Annotated in this window: 21 protein-coding genes and 1 tRNA gene; 7 read left to right on the top strand and 15 right to left on the bottom strand. The window is 57.8% G+C overall.

Annotation, left to right across the window (positions count from 1 at the left end):
- Nucleotides 1-157: 157 nt before the first annotated feature.
- The gene (locus JKG68_RS07080; protein WP_202057385.1) at nt 158-685 is read right to left on the bottom strand and encodes a hypothetical protein; all 528 of its coding nucleotides are present in this window, start codon (nt 683-685) and stop codon (nt 158-160) included.
- A gap of 41 nt (nt 686-726) precedes the next feature.
- Nucleotides 727-1,005 carry a DUF6894 family protein gene (locus tag JKG68_RS07075; RefSeq protein ID WP_202057384.1) on the bottom strand — a complete coding sequence of 93 codons (279 nt, stop codon included), beginning with the start codon at nt 1,003-1,005 and terminating at the stop codon, nt 727-729.
- Between the two features lie 1,288 nt (nt 1,006-2,293).
- Here JKG68_RS07075 and JKG68_RS07070 point away from each other — a divergent pair.
- Together JKG68_RS07070 and JKG68_RS07065 are read left to right on the top strand one after the other, a co-directional pair.
- On the top strand, nt 2,294-3,907 hold the full coding sequence (locus JKG68_RS07070) for a peroxidase family protein (RefSeq protein ID WP_246515162.1): 1,614 nt from the start codon (nt 2,294-2,296) through the stop codon (nt 3,905-3,907).
- A 568-nt stretch (nt 3,908-4,475) separates the two neighbouring features.
- The gene (locus JKG68_RS07065; protein ID WP_202057383.1) at nt 4,476-4,643 is read left to right on the top strand and encodes a hypothetical protein; all 168 of its coding nucleotides are present in this window, start codon (nt 4,476-4,478) and stop codon (nt 4,641-4,643) included.
- Between the two features lie 797 nt (nt 4,644-5,440).
- Here the strand turns inward: JKG68_RS07065 and JKG68_RS07060 are convergent.
- Complete coding sequence (locus JKG68_RS07060) at nt 5,441-5,590, bottom strand: hypothetical protein (protein ID WP_202057382.1); 150 nt, start codon at nt 5,588-5,590, stop codon at nt 5,441-5,443.
- Between the two features lie 716 nt (nt 5,591-6,306).
- Between JKG68_RS07060 and JKG68_RS07055 the strand changes: the two genes are divergently transcribed.
- Complete coding sequence (locus tag JKG68_RS07055; protein WP_202057381.1) at nt 6,307-8,967, top strand: cadherin-like domain-containing protein; 2,661 nt, start codon at nt 6,307-6,309, stop codon at nt 8,965-8,967.
- A 192-nt stretch (nt 8,968-9,159) separates the two neighbouring features.
- Here the strand turns inward: JKG68_RS07055 and JKG68_RS07050 are convergent, their stop codons facing one another.
- Complete coding sequence (locus JKG68_RS07050; protein WP_202057380.1) at nt 9,160-9,645, bottom strand: hypothetical protein; 486 nt, start codon at nt 9,643-9,645, stop codon at nt 9,160-9,162.
- Nucleotides 9,646-9,970: 325 nt separating this feature from the next.
- Entirely contained in the window at nt 9,971-10,222 is a 252-nt protein-coding gene (locus tag JKG68_RS07045) for a ParB N-terminal domain-containing protein (RefSeq protein WP_202057378.1), read from the bottom strand.
- Nucleotides 10,223-10,373: 151 nt separating this feature from the next.
- Here JKG68_RS07045 and JKG68_RS07040 point away from each other — a divergent pair, with 151 nt between their 5' ends.
- A complete protein-coding gene (locus JKG68_RS07040) occupies nt 10,374-10,589 on the top strand; it encodes a hypothetical protein (RefSeq protein ID WP_202057376.1) in 216 nt (71 codons plus the stop codon).
- Between the two features lie 164 nt (nt 10,590-10,753).
- On the opposite strand, the gene JKG68_RS07035 is transcribed toward JKG68_RS07040, so the two are convergent.
- From JKG68_RS07035 to JKG68_RS07025, 3 genes are all read right to left on the bottom strand, one after another.
- The gene (locus JKG68_RS07035; RefSeq protein ID WP_202057371.1) at nt 10,754-11,023 is read right to left on the bottom strand and encodes a DUF6894 family protein; all 270 of its coding nucleotides are present in this window, start codon (nt 11,021-11,023) and stop codon (nt 10,754-10,756) included.
- 90 nt (nt 11,024-11,113) lie between these two features.
- Entirely contained in the window at nt 11,114-11,851 is a 738-nt protein-coding gene (locus tag JKG68_RS07030; protein WP_202057370.1) for a Crp/Fnr family transcriptional regulator, read from the bottom strand.
- Between the two features lie 75 nt (nt 11,852-11,926).
- Entirely contained in the window at nt 11,927-12,145 is a 219-nt protein-coding gene (locus tag JKG68_RS07025) for a hypothetical protein (RefSeq protein WP_202057369.1), read from the bottom strand.
- Between the two features lie 378 nt (nt 12,146-12,523).
- On the opposite strand from JKG68_RS07025, the gene JKG68_RS07020 reads away from it, so the two are divergent.
- A complete protein-coding gene (locus JKG68_RS07020) occupies nt 12,524-13,861 on the top strand; it encodes a family 16 glycosylhydrolase (protein WP_202057367.1) in 1,338 nt (445 codons plus the stop codon).
- Between the two features lie 182 nt (nt 13,862-14,043).
- On the opposite strand, the gene JKG68_RS07015 is transcribed toward JKG68_RS07020, so the two are convergent.
- The 3 genes from JKG68_RS07015 to JKG68_RS07005 form a co-directional block, all read right to left on the bottom strand.
- The gene (locus JKG68_RS07015) at nt 14,044-14,700 is read right to left on the bottom strand and encodes an outer membrane protein (RefSeq protein WP_202057364.1); all 657 of its coding nucleotides are present in this window, start codon (nt 14,698-14,700) and stop codon (nt 14,044-14,046) included.
- A 502-nt stretch (nt 14,701-15,202) separates the two neighbouring features.
- The gene (gene folE / locus JKG68_RS07010) at nt 15,203-15,874 is read right to left on the bottom strand and encodes a GTP cyclohydrolase I (RefSeq protein ID WP_202057363.1); all 672 of its coding nucleotides are present in this window, start codon (nt 15,872-15,874) and stop codon (nt 15,203-15,205) included.
- Nucleotides 15,875-15,969: 95 nt separating this feature from the next.
- Nucleotides 15,970-16,194 carry a hypothetical protein gene (locus JKG68_RS07005; protein WP_202057360.1) on the bottom strand — a complete coding sequence of 75 codons (225 nt, stop codon included), beginning with the start codon at nt 16,192-16,194 and terminating at the stop codon, nt 15,970-15,972.
- 188 nt (nt 16,195-16,382) lie between these two features.
- Here JKG68_RS07005 and JKG68_RS07000 point away from each other — a divergent pair, with 188 nt between their 5' ends.
- A complete protein-coding gene (locus JKG68_RS07000; protein WP_202057359.1) occupies nt 16,383-16,721 on the top strand; it encodes a hypothetical protein in 339 nt (112 codons plus the stop codon).
- Nucleotides 16,722-16,965: 244 nt separating this feature from the next.
- On the opposite strand, the gene JKG68_RS06995 is transcribed toward JKG68_RS07000, so the two are convergent.
- The 3 genes from JKG68_RS06995 to JKG68_RS06985 form a co-directional block, all read right to left on the bottom strand.
- Nucleotides 16,966-17,145, bottom strand: coding sequence for a hypothetical protein (locus JKG68_RS06995; RefSeq protein ID WP_202057358.1), 180 nt, complete (start codon nt 17,143-17,145; stop codon nt 16,966-16,968).
- A gap of 1,623 nt (nt 17,146-18,768) precedes the next feature.
- Nucleotides 18,769-19,440, bottom strand: a complete 672-nt coding sequence (locus tag JKG68_RS06990; protein WP_246515160.1) for a transglutaminase-like cysteine peptidase — start codon at nt 19,438-19,440, stop codon at nt 18,769-18,771.
- A gap of 186 nt (nt 19,441-19,626) precedes the next feature.
- Entirely contained in the window at nt 19,627-20,154 is a 528-nt protein-coding gene (locus JKG68_RS06985) for a Ros/MucR family transcriptional regulator (protein WP_202057357.1), read from the bottom strand.
- Between the two features lie 331 nt (nt 20,155-20,485).
- Here JKG68_RS06985 and JKG68_RS06980 point away from each other — a divergent pair, with 331 nt between their 5' ends.
- Nucleotides 20,486-20,803 carry a hypothetical protein gene (locus JKG68_RS06980; protein ID WP_202057356.1) on the top strand — a complete coding sequence of 106 codons (318 nt, stop codon included), beginning with the start codon at nt 20,486-20,488 and terminating at the stop codon, nt 20,801-20,803.
- A gap of 634 nt (nt 20,804-21,437) precedes the next feature.
- Here JKG68_RS06980 and JKG68_RS06975 read toward each other — a convergent pair.
- Nucleotides 21,438-21,515, bottom strand: a tRNA-Pro gene (locus tag JKG68_RS06975).
- Nucleotides 21,516-21,636: the final 121 nt, after the last annotated feature.

Here is a 21,636-nt window from a genome sequence, read left to right as displayed (position 1 = left end):
AGGTCTCATGACCTAATGGCAAGGAGCAGGTGAGGAGGTCTTGCTTTGCCAGGCGCCGAGCCAAATACTACACAGTACTTGCGGCCATGCAGAGGCGTCGTTGAGGGTCGTCTATACTGAACAGGCGCGGCGTCGTTCCATAAGTCGTCACAAACAATTATGCGAAATCACGCCTTGTCTTAAGTTGGCTGCATATAGCTGAAGTGACCAAGGTCAGGATCGCGCCACAGGACGCAGCAGCCGCCAGTTCACCGAAGACGTGAACGGGAATGTTTTCCGGAATTTGGCTCGTGAGGGCATGCTGAACATGGTGCAGGGAGGCAACCCCAGCGCCAACAAACCCTCCGTAGTGGGCACTGCCGAGCATGTCACGATATGGCGCAGACGTGCCGTTCTTGATGTCCGTAGCTTTACCCAGCGTCCCATGGTTTGGGTGAAGGGCGTTATGGTCATGTCCTTCTGCGGTGACGACCAGGCTGTCTGTCGTTCTGCTCTCTGGTATTTGCCCCGTGCGGCGAAGCTCAGACCAGAACACCGCCTCCTGGAAAAAACGAAGGTCCTCCTGGATGTCAAAGGCTGCAAGCTTCACATCCTCATCCGCCTGATCGTCGGCTTGGATCCGAGTGAGCACGCCATCTAAGAGGCGGCAAAATTCCTGTGCTTGGTGCAGGATGGTCTCGTCCATCGCTCTCTCCTTAGGTGAGAGTTAGGCGAAGTTGCAGGGTCTCAGTTCAAAGGAGAACGACTGCACTCCAGGGCAGGAGTGCCAAGGGCCACGCTGAGGAGTGTCTGACCTGAGCCATCGGTGATCACCACGTACCAGCCCCGCCACTCTGCCGAGGCAAGCATGCCGTTCTGGTGAAAGTCCTCGAAAATGCGAGCGATCAGACCCAGCACGTCACCCTTAGGTGGCAGATCAACTCCTTGCTCATCAGGGATTGTCTCTGCATCAGAGACCAAGTTGAAGAACATCCTGTCTGAGGCGAGTTGTTCCGATACGGTCATGAGAGCCTGCCAGCAGAGGACGCATCAAAGTCGGATCATGGAGTTCACTCGTGCGAAGAATATGGCAGAGAAAGCAGATCAAAGCACTTTAACCGAGTACCTATATTCGCTAACTACTTAGCTAAAGTGGTAGGATTTGATCTTTTTAACCTATCTCGGGTGAGATATTCGCCATCTGATTGACGTCCGATCTCACTCCCAGCTCATCTGATGCTGCGCCCTATGTGGATTGCGAGCGCCCTTCCCTGCCGCAAATTTGTGCCCAAAGCCGGTGAGGCGTAAACTGGTTCAACCACGAAGACGCAACCCCTCTCACGGCCTTCAGGGCTCCCGGCGTGTAGGGCCCTGGACCCACTCGGCGGTCAGGGAGCGTAGGATGTCTCCGAAACAGATCTCACTCGTCGGCGGTCTACCGGTGATTTGGCCTGAGTCGATCCAGGCTCATGACATCTACCAGGACCTGCTCACCTGATCAGGCCCGCCCTGCTGTCATGATGGCGACTGCCGCCCTGTACCCTACCGTCTGGAACCAAAAGGGGTGCAGATGTTCGTTGAGGAGCAGTGGCTCGATATCCTGAGAGGCAGCATCCAGTATCGCACCCCGCGGGTGACCGTGGCGAGACCGGGGGAGCTCATTGGTGCGGGCTGCGAGACGCGATGCGGTCTTTCACCCGCTGTGCGATCTTGCCGCCCCAGTCCGCCGCCGCTCATTAGAACGCACTGTTCTATACCGCAGTCTATGCGGAATAACCTGGCTACTTTTATCGCCCGTTCTCAAGGTCGACTGACCGGCAAACTCCTCCGACAGGACACTGGGCGGCATCAGCCGTTCGTATCCAAGCAGGATGCACTGTTTCTCCAAGTGCGCAGAAGCTTGAGCCCTGAACGTAACGGTCGTAGGTCGTCGACCCTGTGCGCAGCACGACCGCGCCTTGAGAGGCCACGATCCGTCTCGCCTGGGCACAGGTCATGGCCAGGGTTGTGGGTCCCGGCTGTGCCATGGCGCCAGTCGCCGTTCCTGCAATCGCAAGGAACAGAAGGATGGGTCGCATGCTGGCCTCCCAATCTGCCTCAGATCCAGCAACAAGCCCAGCCTGTCTCTGTTCCATGAAGCAACCGATTGCGATTTCCGCTCTGTGCTCCAGTGCACACGTATCATCTTTTCCGAGATCTATAGTAATGTATAGCAGGAGTTGGCGCATAACACCTGAGTCGGCAGGTCAGAGGTAAGTAGAGAGTAGCATGCTGGGAACCATGCTCTGATCCAGAGCAAGAACAGGGGAATCCAATGCCAAACGATGTGATGACACCTGCTTCAAAGACACCTGCAGGCAGAGCGGCAGCTACCCCACCAAAAGAAACGCTCAAAACAACGTCTCTGCCGGCTGATGCCGTAAAGGTCATCCCCGGGCACGGGATCGCCGGTCGACATGCCAAGCGGGACCATCTTGATACTCTGTCCGGCAACAAAGACCCGGGCATGTTTGGCCGTATGTTCCCGAAGCTCCCACCTCTGGAGGTAAGTGACGCCAAGCTGCAGGCCCTTGCCGACGCGATGCTGGATCCAGATCCTGCCGATACCACGCGCGACAACCCGAACGTCCCTGCAGGCTTCACCTATCTGGGACAGTTCATTGACCACGACATCACGCTCGATCTGACGTCCCTTTCCGAGAAGGACAAGGATCCGCTCGGCATTGAGAACTTCCGAACCCCGAGCTTGGATCTTGATGCGGTTTACGGCCTCGGGCCAGATGGCAGTCCGCATCTGTATGCCCGCAACCCTGAGACCACGAGCAAGCACGGCCCCAAACTGCTCATTGGCAAGAACATCAACGTTGACTTTGGTGGTGTCACGGGGGCCTTCCGCAACGATCTTCCGCGCAGTCCTGAAGGCTTTGCTCTCATTGGTGATCATCGCAACGATGAGAACCTGCTGGTTGCCCAGACGCATCTCGCCTTCCTGAAGTTCCACAACAAGGTTTGTGATCTTCTCTCGGAATCCCCTACGCCCCCGGCCGACATCTTCGCTGAGGCTCGGAGAACAGTAACATGGCACTACCAGTGGATGGTGCTTCACGATTTTGTGGAACGTCTCACCGAGCCTGGTGTCGTAGCGAGGATCCTGCACGATGGGCGTAAGTTCTATCGCTTCAAGAAGACGCCCTACATGCCGGTTGAGTTTTCAGCTGCTGCCTACCGACTTGGCCACAGCATGGTCCGACAGACCTACAGCCACAACCGGGTCTTTCATAATCCTCCTGCCGATTTTCGTTTGATTTTCGGGTTCAGCGGCTTGTCGGGTCAGATCATTGGTGACCTTGCGCCGAACCCGCCCACCGGGCCCCTGCCGGTTCCTGTGCTGCCGAGCAACTGGATCATTGACTGGCGCCGCTTCTACGATCTCGGCACCCTAGACGGCACGCCTGGGTTCGCCTTCAACCATGCACGGAAGCTGGACCCGTTCCTTGTTCCGGAATTGCATACCCTGCCTGGCGGCGGTGGCAATCTGGCGTTCCGCAATCTGAAGCGCGGCGTCAACCTCGGACTACCCTCAGGCCAAGACGTTGCCAAGGCCATGCGGATCAAGAACCCCCTCACGCCCGAAGAGATCGCAAGTGGTCCAGACGGACAGGTCGCCAAGAAGCAGGGCCTGCATAAAGAAACTCCGCTCTGGTACTACATCCTGAAGGAGGCGCAGGTCCGCCATAACGGCGAGCGCTTGGGTCCCGTAGGCTCGATCCTCGTCTCTGAGGTTTTCGTGGGTTTGATCCATGGAGACACCAAATCTTTCCTGTGGCAGGCAAAGAACTGGAAGCCAACGCTGCCTTCAGCCAAACCTGGTACGTTTCTGATGACTGACCTGCTTCGTCTGGTGGATGACATCAATCCGATTGGCTAGACTCAGTAACCTAGGAAGGCAGGAGGTTCTCTTTCGCACCTGCCTTCCGGCTTGAGCTGATCGTCTTTTGCAAGGGCAAGTGGCAGCACTCGTCGGTACGGTCATCCGAGAGGGCCTTGCAAGGAGTCCCAAAGGGACACTCCGGAGGGATTCCATACTGGGCGTTATATGGATTACGCGACCGCTATGCTTGGGAGCGAAGTCGGAATTCGTGATCCTCATTAACGCCTACGTTGGCTTAGTCCCGCTATGAGTAGCTAATCGACTTTGCAGTCGCTCAGGGTCATCGCGAGAGGAGGTTTCAGCCTTTTATCCAACTTCGACCTCAGGTAAGTTGTCCTCCGTAATCGGTCTCATCATGAAGCCCTCGCGAGAGACTGCATCGCTGGCGCGACGCTCCATAGTTTGGCCTAAACACTTCCCGAATGCGCCGAAACGCGTTCCACACATACGCCTATGCAAAAGTGCGCGGTAGGTTTGAGGCGCTCGTGCACCAGCATAGACCATTTATCTAAGTTTCTTTTCCTACATAGGTCTGGTATGGCTGGGTTCACTTGAAGGAGAGCCCATGAAGCCCCAAGAGCGCGATGAACTCGCCAAGCACCGGAAGATGGAATCGATCAGCGCCGAACTGGCTCAAAACAAAAGAATGTCCTATGTGGCCTTGCTCCTGCTCGCAGTTGCGAATGTCGTGGTGCTCGCCGTGCTGGTTTACCATCTTTGGAGCCACGACTGAGTATTGGCTGCTCAACGGTTTATACTGAGCCTTATGTAAAATCGCGCTTCGGCTTTTACGTGGGCGCGAGATGGTAAACCTTCCTTGGGCACGAGCACCATGAAACTTAAAAATCGCGATTGGACCGAAGTGGAGCAGAGGTTTGGGGCGGGCGGCTCCCAGATATTGCAGGGTAACGGAATGGTCCGCGCGACCCTACTCGCGATCGTCACCCTTGGGGTTGCGGTTCTCGCTTGGATGGCCGTCTATCTCGTCTGCCTGTCTTCGCCGCTTCAAGATGATCCGGCGGCGAGTGCAATGCGCACATGGAGAAGCGTGTAGGGCCTGAGGGGCAAAGCAGCCAAACTTGGCCGAGCCGGAGCGCCCATGAAAAAGGGCGCGCCCGGTCTTTATGATCGTGTTCGCCGCCCTCGAACCAGCGTTTTTGTCCGTTGGGGAGCCTCCGAATGCTTGCATTGTTGGACGCGCTCAGCATCTACACAAACTCGTAATTGGCTAATATGCTTATTAGAACGGAGAACAAGCAGTGTATTTACTGTCCCTTCTGTCGCATACCCGACTGACAGAGGGGCGTTAGCTAAGTAAACGAACTTCACCGGCTTTGTTATCTTTGCCCCTATAGGCCGATCTTAAAGCGCCCCTCTTCTAAGGGGCGCTTTCTTTATACCAAAGAGAAAACCGCAAGAGGAACAATCTTCCTGCATCGTTGTGGGTACCGTTCCGGACGAATGAAAACAGGCTTTGCCGGCGACTCTGATAAGCTAGCCATGTACGCCGACCGATCGACGTTTGTCCCCTTAGCGCGGACCGGTTGGCAGTCCTCCTGGCCCTGATCCTCCCCCGTGCCCGTAGGCAATCATCACGAACAGCAGCCCGGCCAGGGCAAAAACCAGCCCCATAAAGATAACGATCATGGCGAGCTTGGTCGTGCGACTGTCCTGTTGCATGGGTTGTCTCCTGAACTGAGATGAACCGACAACGTTTGATGGCTGTCAGAAGTGGCGAGTTCCCGATACTCTCGGCTTTCCCACGCTGATTACCAGTATGCAGGAGCAGCCTCCGCCACATTCTCGAGAGAACACGAACTGTTTCCACCCCTCCGAAGCCACCGTCGCCAGTCTCCTCGAAGCGCCTCAGCTTACGCAGCCTCTTGCCTAATATGCAGGTTACGACGATCTCCAGAAGTTAGCGATGTAAGGATTATAATATAATAACATTAGAAAAATCTCATTATTTGCGTAACGAAGGTACAGATCCACAACAGCGAATAGAATAGGGCAGCACACCTTCAGCCGGGCTTAGCCGAGCAAGCTTGGCCTTTATGCGCGGCCAGCCTGTTCTAGTGCGGTCGGCGGATCAAAATGCTCAATTCGGCTCGCACCACAGGTCCTGCGGCCACGATGCTGACGCTCCCAATTTGGCAGAACAAACCCAATCCCTGCCCTGTATGCTCCCGTCTCACATGGCTGTTTGCGCGTTCACGCCAGGGCTAGACTTTTCGTCGGCACCACGATCCCGGCCCGTATGGGTAATAATCCTAATGCGCCAACCGTTTGCCACCGTGTTGCCTCGCTTGGCAGTTCAGTGTCGGCAGCTTTGTGCCAAAGCGCCACTCGCCTTGTTGCGCGCCCACCTGCTCTGACCCTGAACTGGAACCACACGGATGCCGACGATCTCTACTTTGGATTATGGTGCCACACCCAACAACACGACAAACGACTCTGCCGCTATCAACGCTGCTATCCGGGCGGCGAACGCGCAGTACCTGAGGAACCCGTCCGACGGGCCCGTGACTGTTACTCTTCCGGCCGGCACCTTCATCGTCTCAGGGACAGGCGACAAGAGCGACGGAGCGATCAAACTGCTCACCGGCACCATTCTTCAAGGCGCAGGCATGGGCCAGACCATCCTCAAGGTGGCCGACGGCTGGGCCGGCGACATCACCGGTGTCGTCCGCACCCCCTACAACGAGGTCACCACCAAAGCTGGCCTGGTCAACCTCACCATTGACGGCAATCGCGACCAGACAACCGGCAAGATCGACGGTTTCTACACCGGCGTGCGTCCCGGCAGCACCCAGAAGGATGCCGACATCTTCGTTTCCGCCGTGGAGATCCTGGACTGCTCCGGTTATGGCTTCGACCCGCACGAGCAAACCATCCGTCTGACCATCGAGAACAGCGTCGCGCACGGCAATGGCCTCGACGGCTTCGTGGCCGACTACATCATCGACGGCATTTATCGCAACAATATTGCTTATGATAATGACCGTCACGGCTTCAACATCACCACGACGGCCACCAACCTTCTTCTCTCGAACAACGAAGCTTACAGCAACGGCTCAGCGGGCGTCGTCGTGCAGCGCGGTTCCGAAAACATCCCTTGGCCGAGCGACATTCAGATTGTTGGCGGCAAGTACTACAACAATGCTCGCGAGGGCATCCTCACCAGGATGGCGGACGATGTCACCGTCGATGGAGCAACAGTTTACGGCAACCTGCGACAGGGGGTGCGGGTCGAGGGATCAACCGATACGACCATTCAGAACAGCACCATCTACAACAACTCGCAGGCAGGCCAGAACGCCTACGATGAGGTTCAGATCATTCAGCGTGCGGACAGCACGACTGGGCACACCTATTATTCAACCAACACGAAGATACTGAGCAACAATATCTATTCCGATGGCGCAATTGACGCCCGCTATGGCGTCCGTGAAGAACCGACGAACGACGACGCCGGTGCGACCGGCACTGTGGTGTCCGGCAACACAATCACCGGCATGGCCTCAGGCACAGTCTCCACTCCCAGCAGCGCCGACAATCCGGTGGTCGCGGCGGACGACACCTACAATGCCACGGAAGACGCGGTTCTCTCGGTTGGAGCGGCCCAAGGCGTGCTCGCCAACGACACCGCCACCGATGGCGGGAAAGCGGCAGTGGCAGGGCAGATCACCACAGCCCAGGGCGGCACCGTTGCGCTCAGCAACGACGGATCGTTCACCTATACGCCAAAATCCAACTTCTTCGGCTCAGACAGCTTCACCTACGCTGCTATGGACGTGGATGGGGATCGGGACACCGGCACCGTGACACTGAACGTGCGGGATGTAGCGGAAACGGATCCGCAACCCCCGACAAGTGGGCTTCCGGCGATTGGCATCGGCACAACCCAGCTCGAAGCGCTGGCCCTTAGCAGGTTCACCCTTGTCGGCCTCAGCTCGGCAGAGGGCGGCCAAGCGGTGGAGAACCGGAACAAGGATCTCGAGGCTACGGCCAAGGGGACTTTCACGGGAGAGAGTGGCACTTACAAGATCAAGGTGGCCTATTACGACGAGAGCGACGGCGCGTCTCCCATGGGCATTCGCGTCAACGGTGCTACGGCAGCCTCATGGATCGCTGACAAACAGCTCGGTTCCACGGGATCCGACACCCGAACGCTCACCTCCTATGAGGTGCAGCTTCAGCTGACAAAGGGAGCCACTGTCGAAATCTACGGCACCCGCAAGGACGCAGAGCTGGTCCGGATTGATGCCCTCACGGTCGAGCCCGTCGGCAACCCGACGCCTCCTGCCGACAACCCCGTCGTGGCAGCGAACGACACATACAGCGCGACCGAGGATAAGGTTCTGACCGTCAGCGCCGCACAGGGTGTTCTTGCCAACGACACGGCCCTGGACGGCAACAAGGCGGCAGTGGCAGGGCAGATCACCACGGCACAAGGCGGCACCGTAGCGCTCAGCAGCGATGGCTCGTTCACCTATACGCCGAAGGTCGATTTCTTTGGCTCCGACAGCTTCAGCTACACGGCATTCGACACAGATGGCGATCAGGCAACAGGCACTGTGACCCTGAACGTTCAGGATGTTCCAGAGAACACTCCCCCGCCCCCCACATCACAGTTTCCGGCGATCGGCGTCGGCACGACGGAGTTGGAATCGTTGGCGCTCAACAAATTCACCTTGATCAGCCTCAGCTCGGCTCAAGGTGGTCAGGCGGTGGAGAACCGGAACAAAGACGTCGAGGCTACTGCCAAGGGAACGTTTACGGGAAAGACAGGCACCTACAAGGTCAAGGTCGCCTACTATGACGAGAGCGATGGCGCATCGCCCATGGGTATTCGCGTCAATGGCGGGACGGCGGCCTCATGGATCGCCAACAAGCAGCTTGGCTCGACAGGATCTGATGCAAAGACGCTCACCTTCTACGAGGCTCAGATTAACCTGACCCAAGGATCCACCTTCGAGATCTATGGCACTCGCAAGGATGCCGAACTGGTGCGGATCGACAACATCTCGATCAGCGATTGGCAAATGATCGCTTAGAGCATCGACTGCACGCCTGAACCGTCAGGCGTGCAACTTCATCAACGTGCGTGGATCGCGCGCTCAGTCACAGGTCCAAGGCGGAGACCGAATTATACTGCCTCAGGAAAAGCCCAACGCGAACACTCCCGCCGCCTCTTCAAGCCAGAACCTGGGCGCTAACCTGCTCGGCTGAGTTACAGGCGGTTGAACCTACCCAGCCGCTTGGCCGGAATAGCGCGGTCGGCGTGGGGTTTCGCTGGGATGCAGCTCGAAGGTGCTTCTGAGAGGATGCGGGTTCCAGTCCTGGACAGGAGCCGATGCCTGAACAGCAGCTGATGGCGGCGCAGAAGCGGACATCACACGGCCCTGCCCCGACCAGCGGAGTTTGAAATGGGTGGCTGCCTTCAGCTCCGTAAAACCGACCAGCCCCCATCCGCCCGGCAGCTGATAAAAGTCGTACGAACCACCATTTTGTTCGAGCCAACGGATCACCTGAAGCCTGAGCGCTCGCTTGCTCTCGTTCCAGACGTCCCAGTCGTTCACCAGGAACACATAAGGCCAGCGCTTGGCATAGGCTTCCAACTCAGCGCAGGCGGATGATGCCATATCCTCGTCCCGCAAAGCTTTGACGATGAGATTTTTCATCTTGTCCAGATCTGTCATCGTCCGCATCTCACGTTGGGATGGATTGATCATGTTGCGGGCTCGCCGAGCTCCGACCGTTATGGTGCAAAAGGTGTACCTCACCTGAGGTAAACGGAAAACCCTTTCACTGCCTCTGCCGTGGCCGGCGTGGTGCATCGCCCGCCCTGCGTGCTGTTCCCGCCACACCCCTTTCGATGCTTCCCGCCGTTTGAGTATCCCAAGCGCCTGATAACAATCCTTGCGGAGCATACGGCCTCACCAGGATTTTCCCCGGACACCGACACGTGCGGATCGCCTGATCAGAGCTCACAGCCAAGCCGCTCTCGCCTGAGCCGTCAGGGAAACCTCCCCGCTGTCTCAAGCTCTCGGATTTTGTTCAGTGCTTACGCGCCTGGACCAGATAGGCAAAAATCTTAGCATCTCCTAGGGCTTTGCAGGCTTCAAGCCGGTGCAATCCTTCAACAAGAACAAAGCGTTTGCCGTCTGGCCTGACAAGGATGGGCGCTTCCTGGCCTTTTTCCATCATGCTCTCGGCTAGAATCTCAACCTTTCGAGGATCGAGCGTCTGGCGCCGCTGCACGGGCACATAGATATCCTGAATCGCGAGCGTCTGCCGCTTCAACACCATTTCAATGTCTCCATGCCGCCGGGGATTGAGCTTATGCGCAGGGGATTGGTTTGCATAGGAACATGCCTTCTCCCATGGCATACCCTGTCGCGGTCAGCCCGGCACGATGATACAATGAGCATGCTGCCCCCTCTCATCGGGAGACGCGATCATGCGCAAGCTCACAGCACTAAGCGGCTTTATCTTCCTGTTAATGACCTCCGCGAGGGCGCAGGCTCCGGCTCCCTCCCCTGCCCCTGGAGCACCGCCTCCTGGTGACGCCGGAGCAGCAGACGGCGGGATAGCGGACTACTGGTGGCTCATCGTGCTGGCCATCATCGTGATTGCGGCGATCGTGTATTTCTCCCGGCGTCGCCAGAGCATGTAAGCGAGATGATCTCGCAGGAACATATATATAGCATGTTGGCTTCGGCTGTTTCCTGTGAGTGGCTCGGGTCGGCGCATGATCGGGGAGCGCAACCCGTCAGACACCTGGGTCTCTGCTCCTTCAGCCAATGACGAGAGGCAGCGGCGGCGGGTGCCTCAGTCGGATCAGGCACTCCAGGGGTGAGGCCCTTGAGGCGGTGGATCGTGCCGCTCAATCTTCATCGATGCCGTCACGGTGAAGACCCGCTGATTATGCTCGTCCCGCACCTCAATGACTATATCGCTGGTGTCCCCCTTTGCCAGCAGGCTTCGACCGATCTCACCCGCCGAAATGACAGCCCCTTGCACGGCAGCGTCCAGGCTGTCGAACTCGGAGCCCTCATCATCGTGCACCGATTGCTCTCCGTCATGGATATCAAGGTAGTATCGGGCCACGTGCGTCCCCTCCGATGAGAAAGGACTCTGACGCAGCCGGAGCGTTTCGAAACTGCGACCGAGAGCCACTCTCTTGGTCTTGGGGATCTTCTAGCGAGATGGAGCTGGCGGGTAGGTGCCGGGCAACAGGCGTTGGTAGATCCGCCGGATGCGGCTATAGCATTCGCACGCCGTCTCTTCGAGACCGGATCGGTCGATTACCGTAATGCCCCCGCGGCTCTGCTGAATTAGCCCTGCCATCTGGAGCGTACGTGTGACGACACTCACCGAGGAGCGTTGGACCCCAAGCATTTCGCTCAGAAACTCGTGGGTAAGGGGCAGCGTATTCCCCTCTGCCCGGTCGTGCATGGCAAGGATCCAGCGGCAGCAACGCGCTTCGACAGGGTGAATGGCATTGCAAGTGACGTTCTGAAAGGTATGCGCCAGCAGCGCCTCTCCGTAGCGCATGATCAACTGTCGCAGATTCGGGCTGGCATCCCTGACGTCGTTCAAGCGCTCGTAGGCAATCCGCGAGGCCGCGCCTGAGAATTGAACAATGTAGCGCCCAAATGCCTCCCGGGTCACAAGCGCGCTGAGAAGGCCCAGGACTCCCTCACGCCCGAACACACAGACCTCAACAGTGCTGCCATCCTCCATGACATTGACGAGGGAGATGATGGCATCATGCGGGAAGTAGGCGTGGTGCACGATGTCACCCATCTCGTAGAGCACCTGACCGCGCTTGAGGTCGACAATGTCGAGATGAGGCTCAAGCAGCGCGAAATCGTCCGGCTCGAGAGCGGCAAGCAGCCGGTTCGTGCGGTGATCTGCTTTCGGAGCATGGGTCATGGCGATACCCTCACCCCCCTTCATACAACGCCGGTTTGGGCAGATCGTCCCAGCGGGCTCGCTCCGGAAAGGGCCTCATTGACCTTTAACGGAGTTTCCCGGCCGCCGCACGAGCCTGTTGCGGATCACCGCAACGCCGGCGAGCAGGGCAGCGCCAGCCACGACCCGGAAGATGATCGTCCAGAGAATATGCTCGATCACGTGATCGTCGGGATTCTGGCTCCAGAAGGCATGAACGTAGGCGTGTATGATGCCCAGGACGAAGCCGAGCACCGCGCCGTATTGCGCGAGCACTTTGGGATTCCATGGCTTTGTCGGTTTAGGCCTGCTGCTCATTAACGTATGTTAAAGCGCCAAAATCGACTTAACACCAGCTTAACGTGAACTGATCCCTGAGGAACTCCATCCTGAGGCTTACGCGATGTCATTCACCAACATGTGTGCAGGATCAGACACGACCGATCGTTATGCGGAAGCATGGCGTGCCTTTAAGCCGGTTGCAGATGAGACGCGCCCTGTAATTATTGCCGCATCGCAAATGGAAGGCGTTCCTCTGCACGAGGAATAGGGTCATGAAAACCAGATCGGGCCGCATTGGACCCCGATCGACCAGTTATCACTGTTTTAGTAGAGATTTACGCCCATCCTATCTTGGCCCAAAAGGAGGTTGTCATGGCTATCGATCCCAATAACCTCGCTGGCACCGCCTATTTGACGTTTGCAGACGAGTTCAACACTCTCAACTTCAATACGTGGAACACGACGCACGATTACGCGCCAGATGGGTACTCAGCCGACGCCACCTACTTTGTACCCTCTGGCCACAGTTCCGGCATAGCGCCCTGGACGGTAAGCAACGGCGCCCTCAAGATCACGGCGGCGCCAGCCGACGGCCTGCCGCGCCAAATCTCCTCCGGTCATCTCGACACCAAAGGCGCGTTCTCCCAGACCTACGGCTATTACGAAGCACGGATCAAGTTCGCCGCCGAGGGCACGGTGGCCGAGGGGTCACAGACCAACGCCGCGGGTGGCGGCGCCTTCTGGCTGCTGCAGTCTGACGGCGATTGGCCGCCTGAGATCGACATCGTTGAAGCCACAAACTGGGGCTGGACCGGCACCGTGCATACAGGCGCCGGCGGCCCGTCCGCCAAGGCAGGTTGGAAAAACCTCGAAACGCTGGATGAGACCTTCCACACCTATGGCATGAACTGGGCGCCGGACACGATCACGTTCTACATCAACGGCCGGAAGGTCTTTGAGACGGCGACCCCGTCCGACATGCACGATCCGATGTATATGCTGCTCAACCTCTATGCCAATCCGCAGGTGAACAGCACAGCTTTTGGCACCATGGAAGTCGACTACGTGCGAGCGTACAAGGCATACGTTATCGTTGAGGGGAACATCAGCAACGATATTCTTCGCGGACGCAAAAGCCATGACCTCCTGCGGGGCCATGGCGGAGATGATGCGCTCTGGGGCAATCTCGGCAATGACAGGCTTTTCGGTGGCTCCGGTCGCGACAAGCTTTATGGCGGCAGCGGACGAGACAGCATGTGGGGCGATGCTGGGGACGACCGTCTCTACGGCGGCCTTGGAGATGATGCCGTCCGAGGCGGTCTCGGAGCCGACGTGATCGAAGGCGGCCAAGGGCGGGATGTCCTGTCTGGCGGAAGCGGCAAGGACACCTTCGTCTTTCGCAGCGCCAACGATAGCGGACCCACATCTCCCAAGCGTGACACCATCACCGATTTCAGCAGGCAGGACATCATCGATCTGGCCAGGATCGATGCAAACACGAGCCGGGGCGGAAACCAGGATTTCCGGTTCATTGGCAATAACCCATTCACGGGAGCAGCCGGCCAACTGCATTATCACCAAGTGGAGTCAGACGGAAAGAAGTTCACCTTCCTGGAAGCGGATCGCAACGGCGATGCCATGGCCGACTTTCAGATCGCCATTACACGGCACATCCGCATCACCAGCGCCAACCTGTTTGGTGACCTCTGAGTCCCGGGCGGCATCCTGCTGGCACCTTCTAATAGTCAAGCAGGCTCTCGTTCTCACTGTTCCGGGATCGAGCCGACCGGTCAGAAAGGCAACAAGCGGAAGTTCGGACCTTCCTGTTGATCCTCGGAAAACAAAAAGGCCCGGATTTCTCCGGGCCTTTTCTGTCTCGGGAGAGACGCGTCTTAGTAGGTGCCGAAGCGGAAGTTCAGACCAGCGCGCACCACACCGAAATCAACGTCGTTGTCGAAGTCGAAGCCGTCGTCGTTGTCGGCGTCGAGGCTGACATACAGGCCTTCGATCTTGGCCGACAGGTTGTTGGTGAAGGCGTACTCAAGACCACCACCAACGGTCCAGCCGGTCGCGTCGTCAGCAAAGGCGAAACCACCCGTTGCGTAGATCAGAGCCTGGCCGAAGGCCACACCGGCGCGCGCGCGCACCGTGCCGAACCAGTCGCTGCTCTCCAGCTCACCCTCGAGGATGTTGCCATTCTCGTCCGTGAAGTTGAACACGCCTTCACGGCCGAAGTCGGCGTACTGGATGTCGCCTTCGAGACCGACCACGAAGGAGCCGATCTGGTAGTTGTAGCCAACCTGGGCGCCGCCGATGAAGCCGCCGTCGTTGTCGTCGTCAGCAAGGTCGATGGCGTCGTTGTCGTCCTCGCTCCAGCCGTAGCCGGCGTTCACACCGACGTAGAAGCCGGTCCAGGTGAAGATCGGAGCAGCCGCAATAATAGGAGCCGGGGGAGCCGAGCGCATCGGCAGGTCCGCAGCGGAAGCGGCCGAAATGGCAGCAGTCGAAATGGCAGTGGCGGCTAACAGGCCAAGAATACGAGTTTTCATGAGCAATCTATCCCTTGTGCGAGGAGACACGAGAACAGTTTATGGTGCTGGGGAAAAGAATGGCTATGATAAAGATGCAACACTCACCGGGATTGAGACCCAACCTATTTGGCTTACGCTCCGTTCGGCTCAGTTTAGGTTAACAGATGGTATCGATTGACAGCGTAAATGCCACATGCCCTACTATGCCTGTTTTCGGAAGAGCGTCCGAAGGCGAGGAGAACTCAACCCTGCCCTTTGGGCAGGGTTTTTTCATTACAGTCCCTGATGCAGCTTTTGCTGACAAGAGCAGGGCGAGATACGAAAATTTCAGCCGATCAAGTTGTAACTCTGATGCAGGGCGCCGGGCAGCGTGCTTTCAGGGTGGCTGGTGAAGGAGCGCCTCCCCAATCTCGAGGAAGTGGAGCTCAAGCGCGGCGAGAGCCCTGCAGGCAGCAGCTTGGCGCATCGGAGGCGGCAGATGGCGCAACAGAGTTTGCCCCATCTGCCGCAGGACTGTCTCTTAATCCGCCCTGCGGTCCAGGGTAGCGCACTCCTGCAGGAACTCGCTCTTAAGCGCCGTGTCGCTGGCCAACTCGCCCCAGCAGTAGGTGTTCACCATGCGGCTGCGGTGGCTGGCGCGCACCCCGCGTTGGGTCTTGCACATGTGCACGGCGCTGATCCGCACCGCCAGCCCGCGGGGCGAGGTCATGTCCATGATGTACTGGCCGATCTGCTTGACCAGCTCCTCCTGGATTTGCAGACGCGAGGCAAAGTACTCCACGATCCGGTCGTACTTGGACAGGCCGATGATCTTGCCGTCCGCCGCCGGCAAGATGCCGATATAGGCTTGGCCGTAGATCGGCATCAGGTGGTGGGCGCACATGGAGCGCAGCTCGATGGGTCCGGTGACGATCAGCTGATCATAAGCCTGGGCATTGTCGAACTCGGTGATGCGCGGCGGGGCCGTGTAGCGGCCCTCCATGATTTCCTCGACATACATCTTGGCCACCCGCTGAGGCGTGTCGCGGGTATTGTGGTCGTTGACATGATCGATGCGCAGGATGTCGAACAGCTCCTCGATCTTCCTGGCGGCGGCTGCGATCATCGCCTTGCGCTCAACCTCGGTCACCGGCTGGTCAAGCGCCTCGTTGCACAGGCGCGCGAGCCTGAGTTGATGCATATGAAAATTCATGGAAGGCCCCTGCAGTTAGCTTTTTTCAATTGGGTTTGCTTCTTGAGAAGGTAGGTGCTTGCCAAGGCCAGGGTCAACCTAGCCATGCCGCATCCTTAGAGGCTTCTCCAGGTGCGCAGTGCGTTCGCAGCCGGGTCGCTGTCTTGGAACGGCGCAGACAGGCAGACGAGATAGACGGCCACTCCAGCGAGAACCGCCACACCAAAGACGGCAAGGGCAAGCAAGGCGGCGCGTACCGACCTGCTGTCCCGAACGAGCCGGGAGTCGGTCGTTCCGAGCCTCCGCTCCAAGTCGTCCCAATCGTAGTTTTTGAGTTTCATGCTGCCCCCTGGCCGAATAAAGTCCTTATCAGCCCTGCAGGGGGGCCACCATCGACCAGATGGCCTAGTGCGCGCACCTGAAAACCCACGCGAGTTCACAGGAGACCCTGTATGGAACCCACAGGCGCGGCTTCCTCTTGATCCTATGAGGTTTGGTCAGAGGCTAACGTGTTGAGTGAGGGTGTCCCATGCCGCTCCGTCCGCCCCCTGTTGATTTACCCCCGGTGCTTACTCCCTTGCTGCAAGAGGCGCAGTTTGCCTTTGACAGCAACGGCAAACGTGTCTGCCGCATCGATGTCGATGTGGATGCTGGAACCCTGCTGGCTATCCATGAGTTCGAGGCGCATCTGCGTCGCCGCCCGGTCCAACTGAAATTACCAGCGAGCGCCGAATGCATGACAGGCGAGATGGCCTCAACCTTCAGCTTGGGCGCTCCATCCGACCGCAGCCGCTGCATCGCAAAGGTGCGCCTCAGCTTCTATAATCTTCAGGATGGCGAGTGTGTTGATGGCGCGGAGAGCGATTGACGCGTGAGCATGCGGGGGGCGCCCGGAAGGCTCCGTTCAGGACCTCGCGGATGAGCGACCGCTCTCCTTTGACCAGGACTGCACGGGCGGCGTGGAGGCGATAACGTTCTCAGCCATTCAAGACCGAAGGTCAGCACCATTTGGCCGACGATGTTCTTCGGCATACCGCTTGCAAACAGCGACCGGGTTTGTGGCCTGTGATTCCGGATGGCCGAAGGGTGCTCGCCCGAAGCACTCAGCGAGGTTAGGTCGATTGATTACGCTCACGCTCTTTCCGGCGCAGGGCGAGGAGAAGATCGAGCTGCTCCTCCGATATGGGGCTCATATCCGGCGGGAAATAAACGCTGCGCATGAGCTTTGCGATGCGATGCCTAGCATCGTAGCTGATGCTGGGCACTTCAGTCTTTTTCTTTCGGTGCAGCATGTATGCTTATCTTGATATGCAAACAGTGACCCTAAGGATTTAGATAAATATAGTTAATAACTGGTTAAATTAGCATTCATCATGCTGGTTTCGGAGACATCCCCCGTAAAACCTCAGGCGCACCCAAGCGCCGATGGCATGCCCCTACTCTCGGCTACGGCAATCCCGCCGCGGCATTTCGATCGTGCGGCGGCAGCCTAGGGGCGCCCTTTGTTGCGATAGAACTTCCGGTCGAGCACGACCGCCATCGCAAAGACAGTTAGAGCCCTACCACGCATCATTGCACTCCCGAACAGAATGCGCTCACGCTTGGAGGCACAATCGGCTCGCAGCCCCAACGTTCCCGTCAGAACGCATAATGCCAGGCACCTAAGGCGAAGATGATGACCTCGCCCACGAAGATGCTTGCAGCAAGGCGGGCTTCTGCGTCCAGTTCAAGGCTTTTCATGGCAAGACATCTCCTCTGAAGGGAGGCTGCTCTAGCCTTGCAGCCTTAACGACATCTTACCTGGGTGTGGCGAGGATTATTGTCTGTGGATTCCTGTTGTTCGTTTCCGGTCCAGAAGGCGCTCGTCTTTCAGTCACATACCTCCACCGACTTCGGCTCGACTGTTCGCCATAATGCTAACGCTGCGCTTCATGGTGCCCGAACTTGGCTGCCCGAGGGCGAGATGGGTGGGAGCGCACCTGTCTGCCAGTCGGGGCCGTCATTGCTCGTATTGCCCGGTTTTGCTGGAGACGTGCATTCACGACGATCGAGTTACCTCGGAAGGTGCACGGAATGCTCCTGATGGGGACGTGGGCGTTGGATCCGGAGGCTATAGATTTGCGCCCCAAATCTAAATCGAAGATCCAAGGGGCAGGAATTGATTTCCAATAAACCTCACAGCACGATGGCAAATACTCGAAGCAGAATCGGCTATCAGACCCGACAAGCCCTTATGAACCTATACCGAGTCGATCTTAGCTATGAGGTCGACTTACTGCGGATCGAGCGGAGCAATCTTTCCATTCAAGCGAAGGAAGCCAGAAAGGTGATGATTGTTCTAGAACATCGCGAAAAGCGGCGCCCGCACGTCATTCGGCTGACCGAGTCCTGGACGAAAGAATAGGTCAATTGCCTGCCGCTCGATGGGGTAGTTCAAGCATGAAGGATACGCGTGCTGGGGAGTGCCAGCACGTGATCACAGTTCGCCGGAACACAGTTCAGACAACTGCTCCTGACCACCTTGTCTGGCTAACCCTGCAGCAACGGCCCTCCACGCGCTCGGTCCGGAGCCTGTGAGGATCAACGCAGGTTCTCGCTATTTTGAGATGTGGATCTGCGCAAACGGAGCCCAAAAGATCACACCGCCCCAACCATCTTCGATACGACTTGGCAGGGGTTTCTCGCTAGACTGGGCGAACAGGCCGAATGGCTGGTTCACGACGAGGGGCAGTGCAAGACATGGTGGAGAATGCAACCGCACATCGCCTCGTATGGCGGCAACTTCCAATCATCCTTGTCGCTGGACTGCTGGTCGGTGCAGTCTTTGGACTGGCGATCACGGCATTTGTGCCTCAGCCTACTGTGATTGCAGCGAAATCTAAGGTGCGTCGCTAATACAAAGTCTCGGGTACCTTCTAACGATTTGCTGTCGAAAATGGTGGGGGCTGATCTCCAAGAGCAACCCAGGCCCTGCTGTTGGTTCCTTCGCGTTTGACAAAAACATAACCCGTTTGCCGCCAGGGCAGAATGGGATTTCGCTTGTTGTCGAGGATGATATCGCCACGGTCCGTCAAGACCATGAGCACAGCATGCCCCTGCCCCTGCTCGTCAATGACGGCTGCCATCCGCATGGCCCGGTGAGACAGGCCTGCCTCGACCAAGAGCTTCCGCTTCAAAAGTTGAATGTCCTCGCAATCCCCGAGCCCATCATTAGGAAAGTCCCACCGGTCGAGAACACCCCAATGGTCCTGGTCCGTGACGGCAAGGATCGATGCGTTTACACGCTCATTGACCCGCGTAAGGATAGCCCACACCTGAGAATTCAGGGAAATCCGGGCTGGCTGCGAGAGATCGACACGGCATTCGTCAGGGTGGCTCTCGCAGAACTTGATCCAGGCAAGCGTCGGGCCCGCCGGCCCTACCACTTGAATGGGGCCTGTCGTTCGCGCAGGGAGCACGCTCTCGGCAGAGGCGGAGCCTGCAAGTGCCGCAAGCGCCATCCCAATGAACGCTGCTTTCAGAGCACTTCGTTTCGTGCCGCCCTTCAAATCAAGACGGGTGTAGAGGGCCTGATCATCATGATCCATGGCAAGGCTCCAGTCGCGGAGCCCATACGATGGACAATCATGGTAAACACGATCTTAATGCCATCCGCTCAAGCGAAGCGACATAACTGACGCCACGCCTGATAGCGGCAGAGAGAACCCGGCGCGTTTCAGCACCGGGTTTAGCAGGCACCCCGAACGGCTATGGCGGCTCCGCCCTAGGAGCGGTTAGACAGCCTTCTTGGCACGACGGCCCTTGGCAGGCGCAGTCACTTCGTCCGGCGTGGCAGCAGCCCGATTCGGCTTAGCGGCCGCTACATCATCTGGCGCAGCGTCTACAGGTGCCTTGCTCTTCCTGCGCTGCTGGCCAAGTCCCATGGTCCTCGCGAGCTCGGAACGAGCCTTGGCATAGTTGGGAGCGACCATTGGGTAGTCGGCCGGCAGGTTCCACTTGGCCCGGTATTGCTCGGGCGTCATGTCATAGGTCGTGCGCAGGTGGCGCTTGAGTGACTTGAACGATTTTCCATCCTCCAGGCAGATGATTGCGTCTGGAGTAACGGACTTCCGAACGGACACCGCAGGCACCACCTCAGCCTTGGGCTCCTCCTTCTGCCCCTGCGTCTGTGTCAGGGCGGCATAGACGGAGTGCAGCAGAGACGGCAGGTCCGCGGCGGGAACAGAGTTGTTGCTGACATAGGCCGATACGATATCGGCGGAGAGTTCGATATAGTTCGGGGAGGTTACACTCTCACTCATACTTGTTGTCCTTGGCTACACAGTACTGATTCAAGAAAGCTAAATAGAACAATGTGCTGTTCTCCTAGGATCAGCAGGAACAGCCCGTGCAGCACAACAATGCCTGTGATCTCGGCCTCATCTATTATTTGTGCTTTGTCTTGGCAAGCTGTCTCCGCTGGCACAGTCAGGTCTGAGGCGACACCAGTGCTCTTGTCCCCGCCAATTTCGGACGTCGAGCGTTCTTGTTTCGCAACAGTTAGTCAAAAAAGCCAAGCTGAAACGGTTGCGGACCATACCCGTTAATTTGGCAACGGATCGCAAGTCGCGATCGGCTCATGGAGCAGCGGTCATGCGTGTAGAACTGAAGTGTGCTCTTGTCGTAGCCTCCCTCCTGTTCCCAGCCCTGGCAGTGGCAGAGACCGGAGGGGCCGCCGCCGGTGCCGCCGCAGGCGGCGCAGTTGGTGCGGTCGTTGGAGGGCCGGTTGGTGCAGCCGTTGGCGCCGGCGTGGGCGGCGCAGCCGGTGATGCGGCCTCAGGGCCAGACCGGAAGAACGTCGTGATTGAGAACCGCGATGTTGGAACAACCGGTAGCACCGGCTGCTCAACTACAACGAAGCAGACGACAGACGCGACAGGCACTACCACGAAACAGAAAACCGAGTGCTGATACCACTCTGCTCAGGCGGCGCCGCAACCGCGCCGCCTGCTCATCTGTGCTTGGAATGACTTCCTCGAGACGCGAAGGCTCCCGAACGGATGGGCTGCACCCAGGAGACTGTCATTTACTGGTAGTCTTTGTCAGACGATCGATAAGCCTCTGATTTCTAACTCTGTCGCGGAAACGAACGCGAAGGCCACGAGGAAGGTCACGAAGGTCGTGAGAGTCTCGTTCTAAACTGCGGGGCACATGAGACTGCATCAACAGCAAAGCTAGAGTGGGGCGGAAACCCCTTAAGCATCTGCATATTTAATCTTGGTCCAGCTTGAGTGCTGCTGCGCTTATGCTTCCATAATGAGGCGGAAGCTTTACGTGACACATGAAACATTGGAGGCTGAGAAGGGAAGCCTAGTGACAGCTTCAATCGATAATCAAATGCGTGGATTCTATCCGGCGCGGAGGGATTGATTGGGTCTATCGCAACGAGCTTTCAATCACCCGTCGCAGTAACCGGCAGCAGATCCTTAGGACAAGCACAGCAGTGACCGCGACGCCCGATGGGTCAATGGAAAAGGCTCGTGCCGCTGAAGGCCACTCGCCTCATTCTAGGATCGTCTCAATTGTAACCTTCGGCTAAGAATAATGGTCGGAGCGAGAGGATTTGAACCTCCGACCCCTAGTCCCCCAGACTAGTGCGCTAACCGGGCTGCGCTACGCTCCGACTGCCGAAAGGCCTGGTTGATCTAACTTTTTAGAAGCCATCGCGCAACCCTCAAATTTGCTTGGCGAGCAGATAAGGCACAGCATGACCAAAACCTATTCTCGTCGAAGCTTCTTCTGGC

It is taken from the genome of Microvirga aerilata, from assembly GCF_016743775.1.
In the GTDB taxonomy this organism is placed as follows: Bacteria; Pseudomonadota; Alphaproteobacteria; order Rhizobiales; family Beijerinckiaceae; genus Microvirga; species Microvirga aerilata.
Note: the sequence above shows the minus strand (reverse complement) of the source record. Positions and strands in the feature narration are given on the sequence as shown.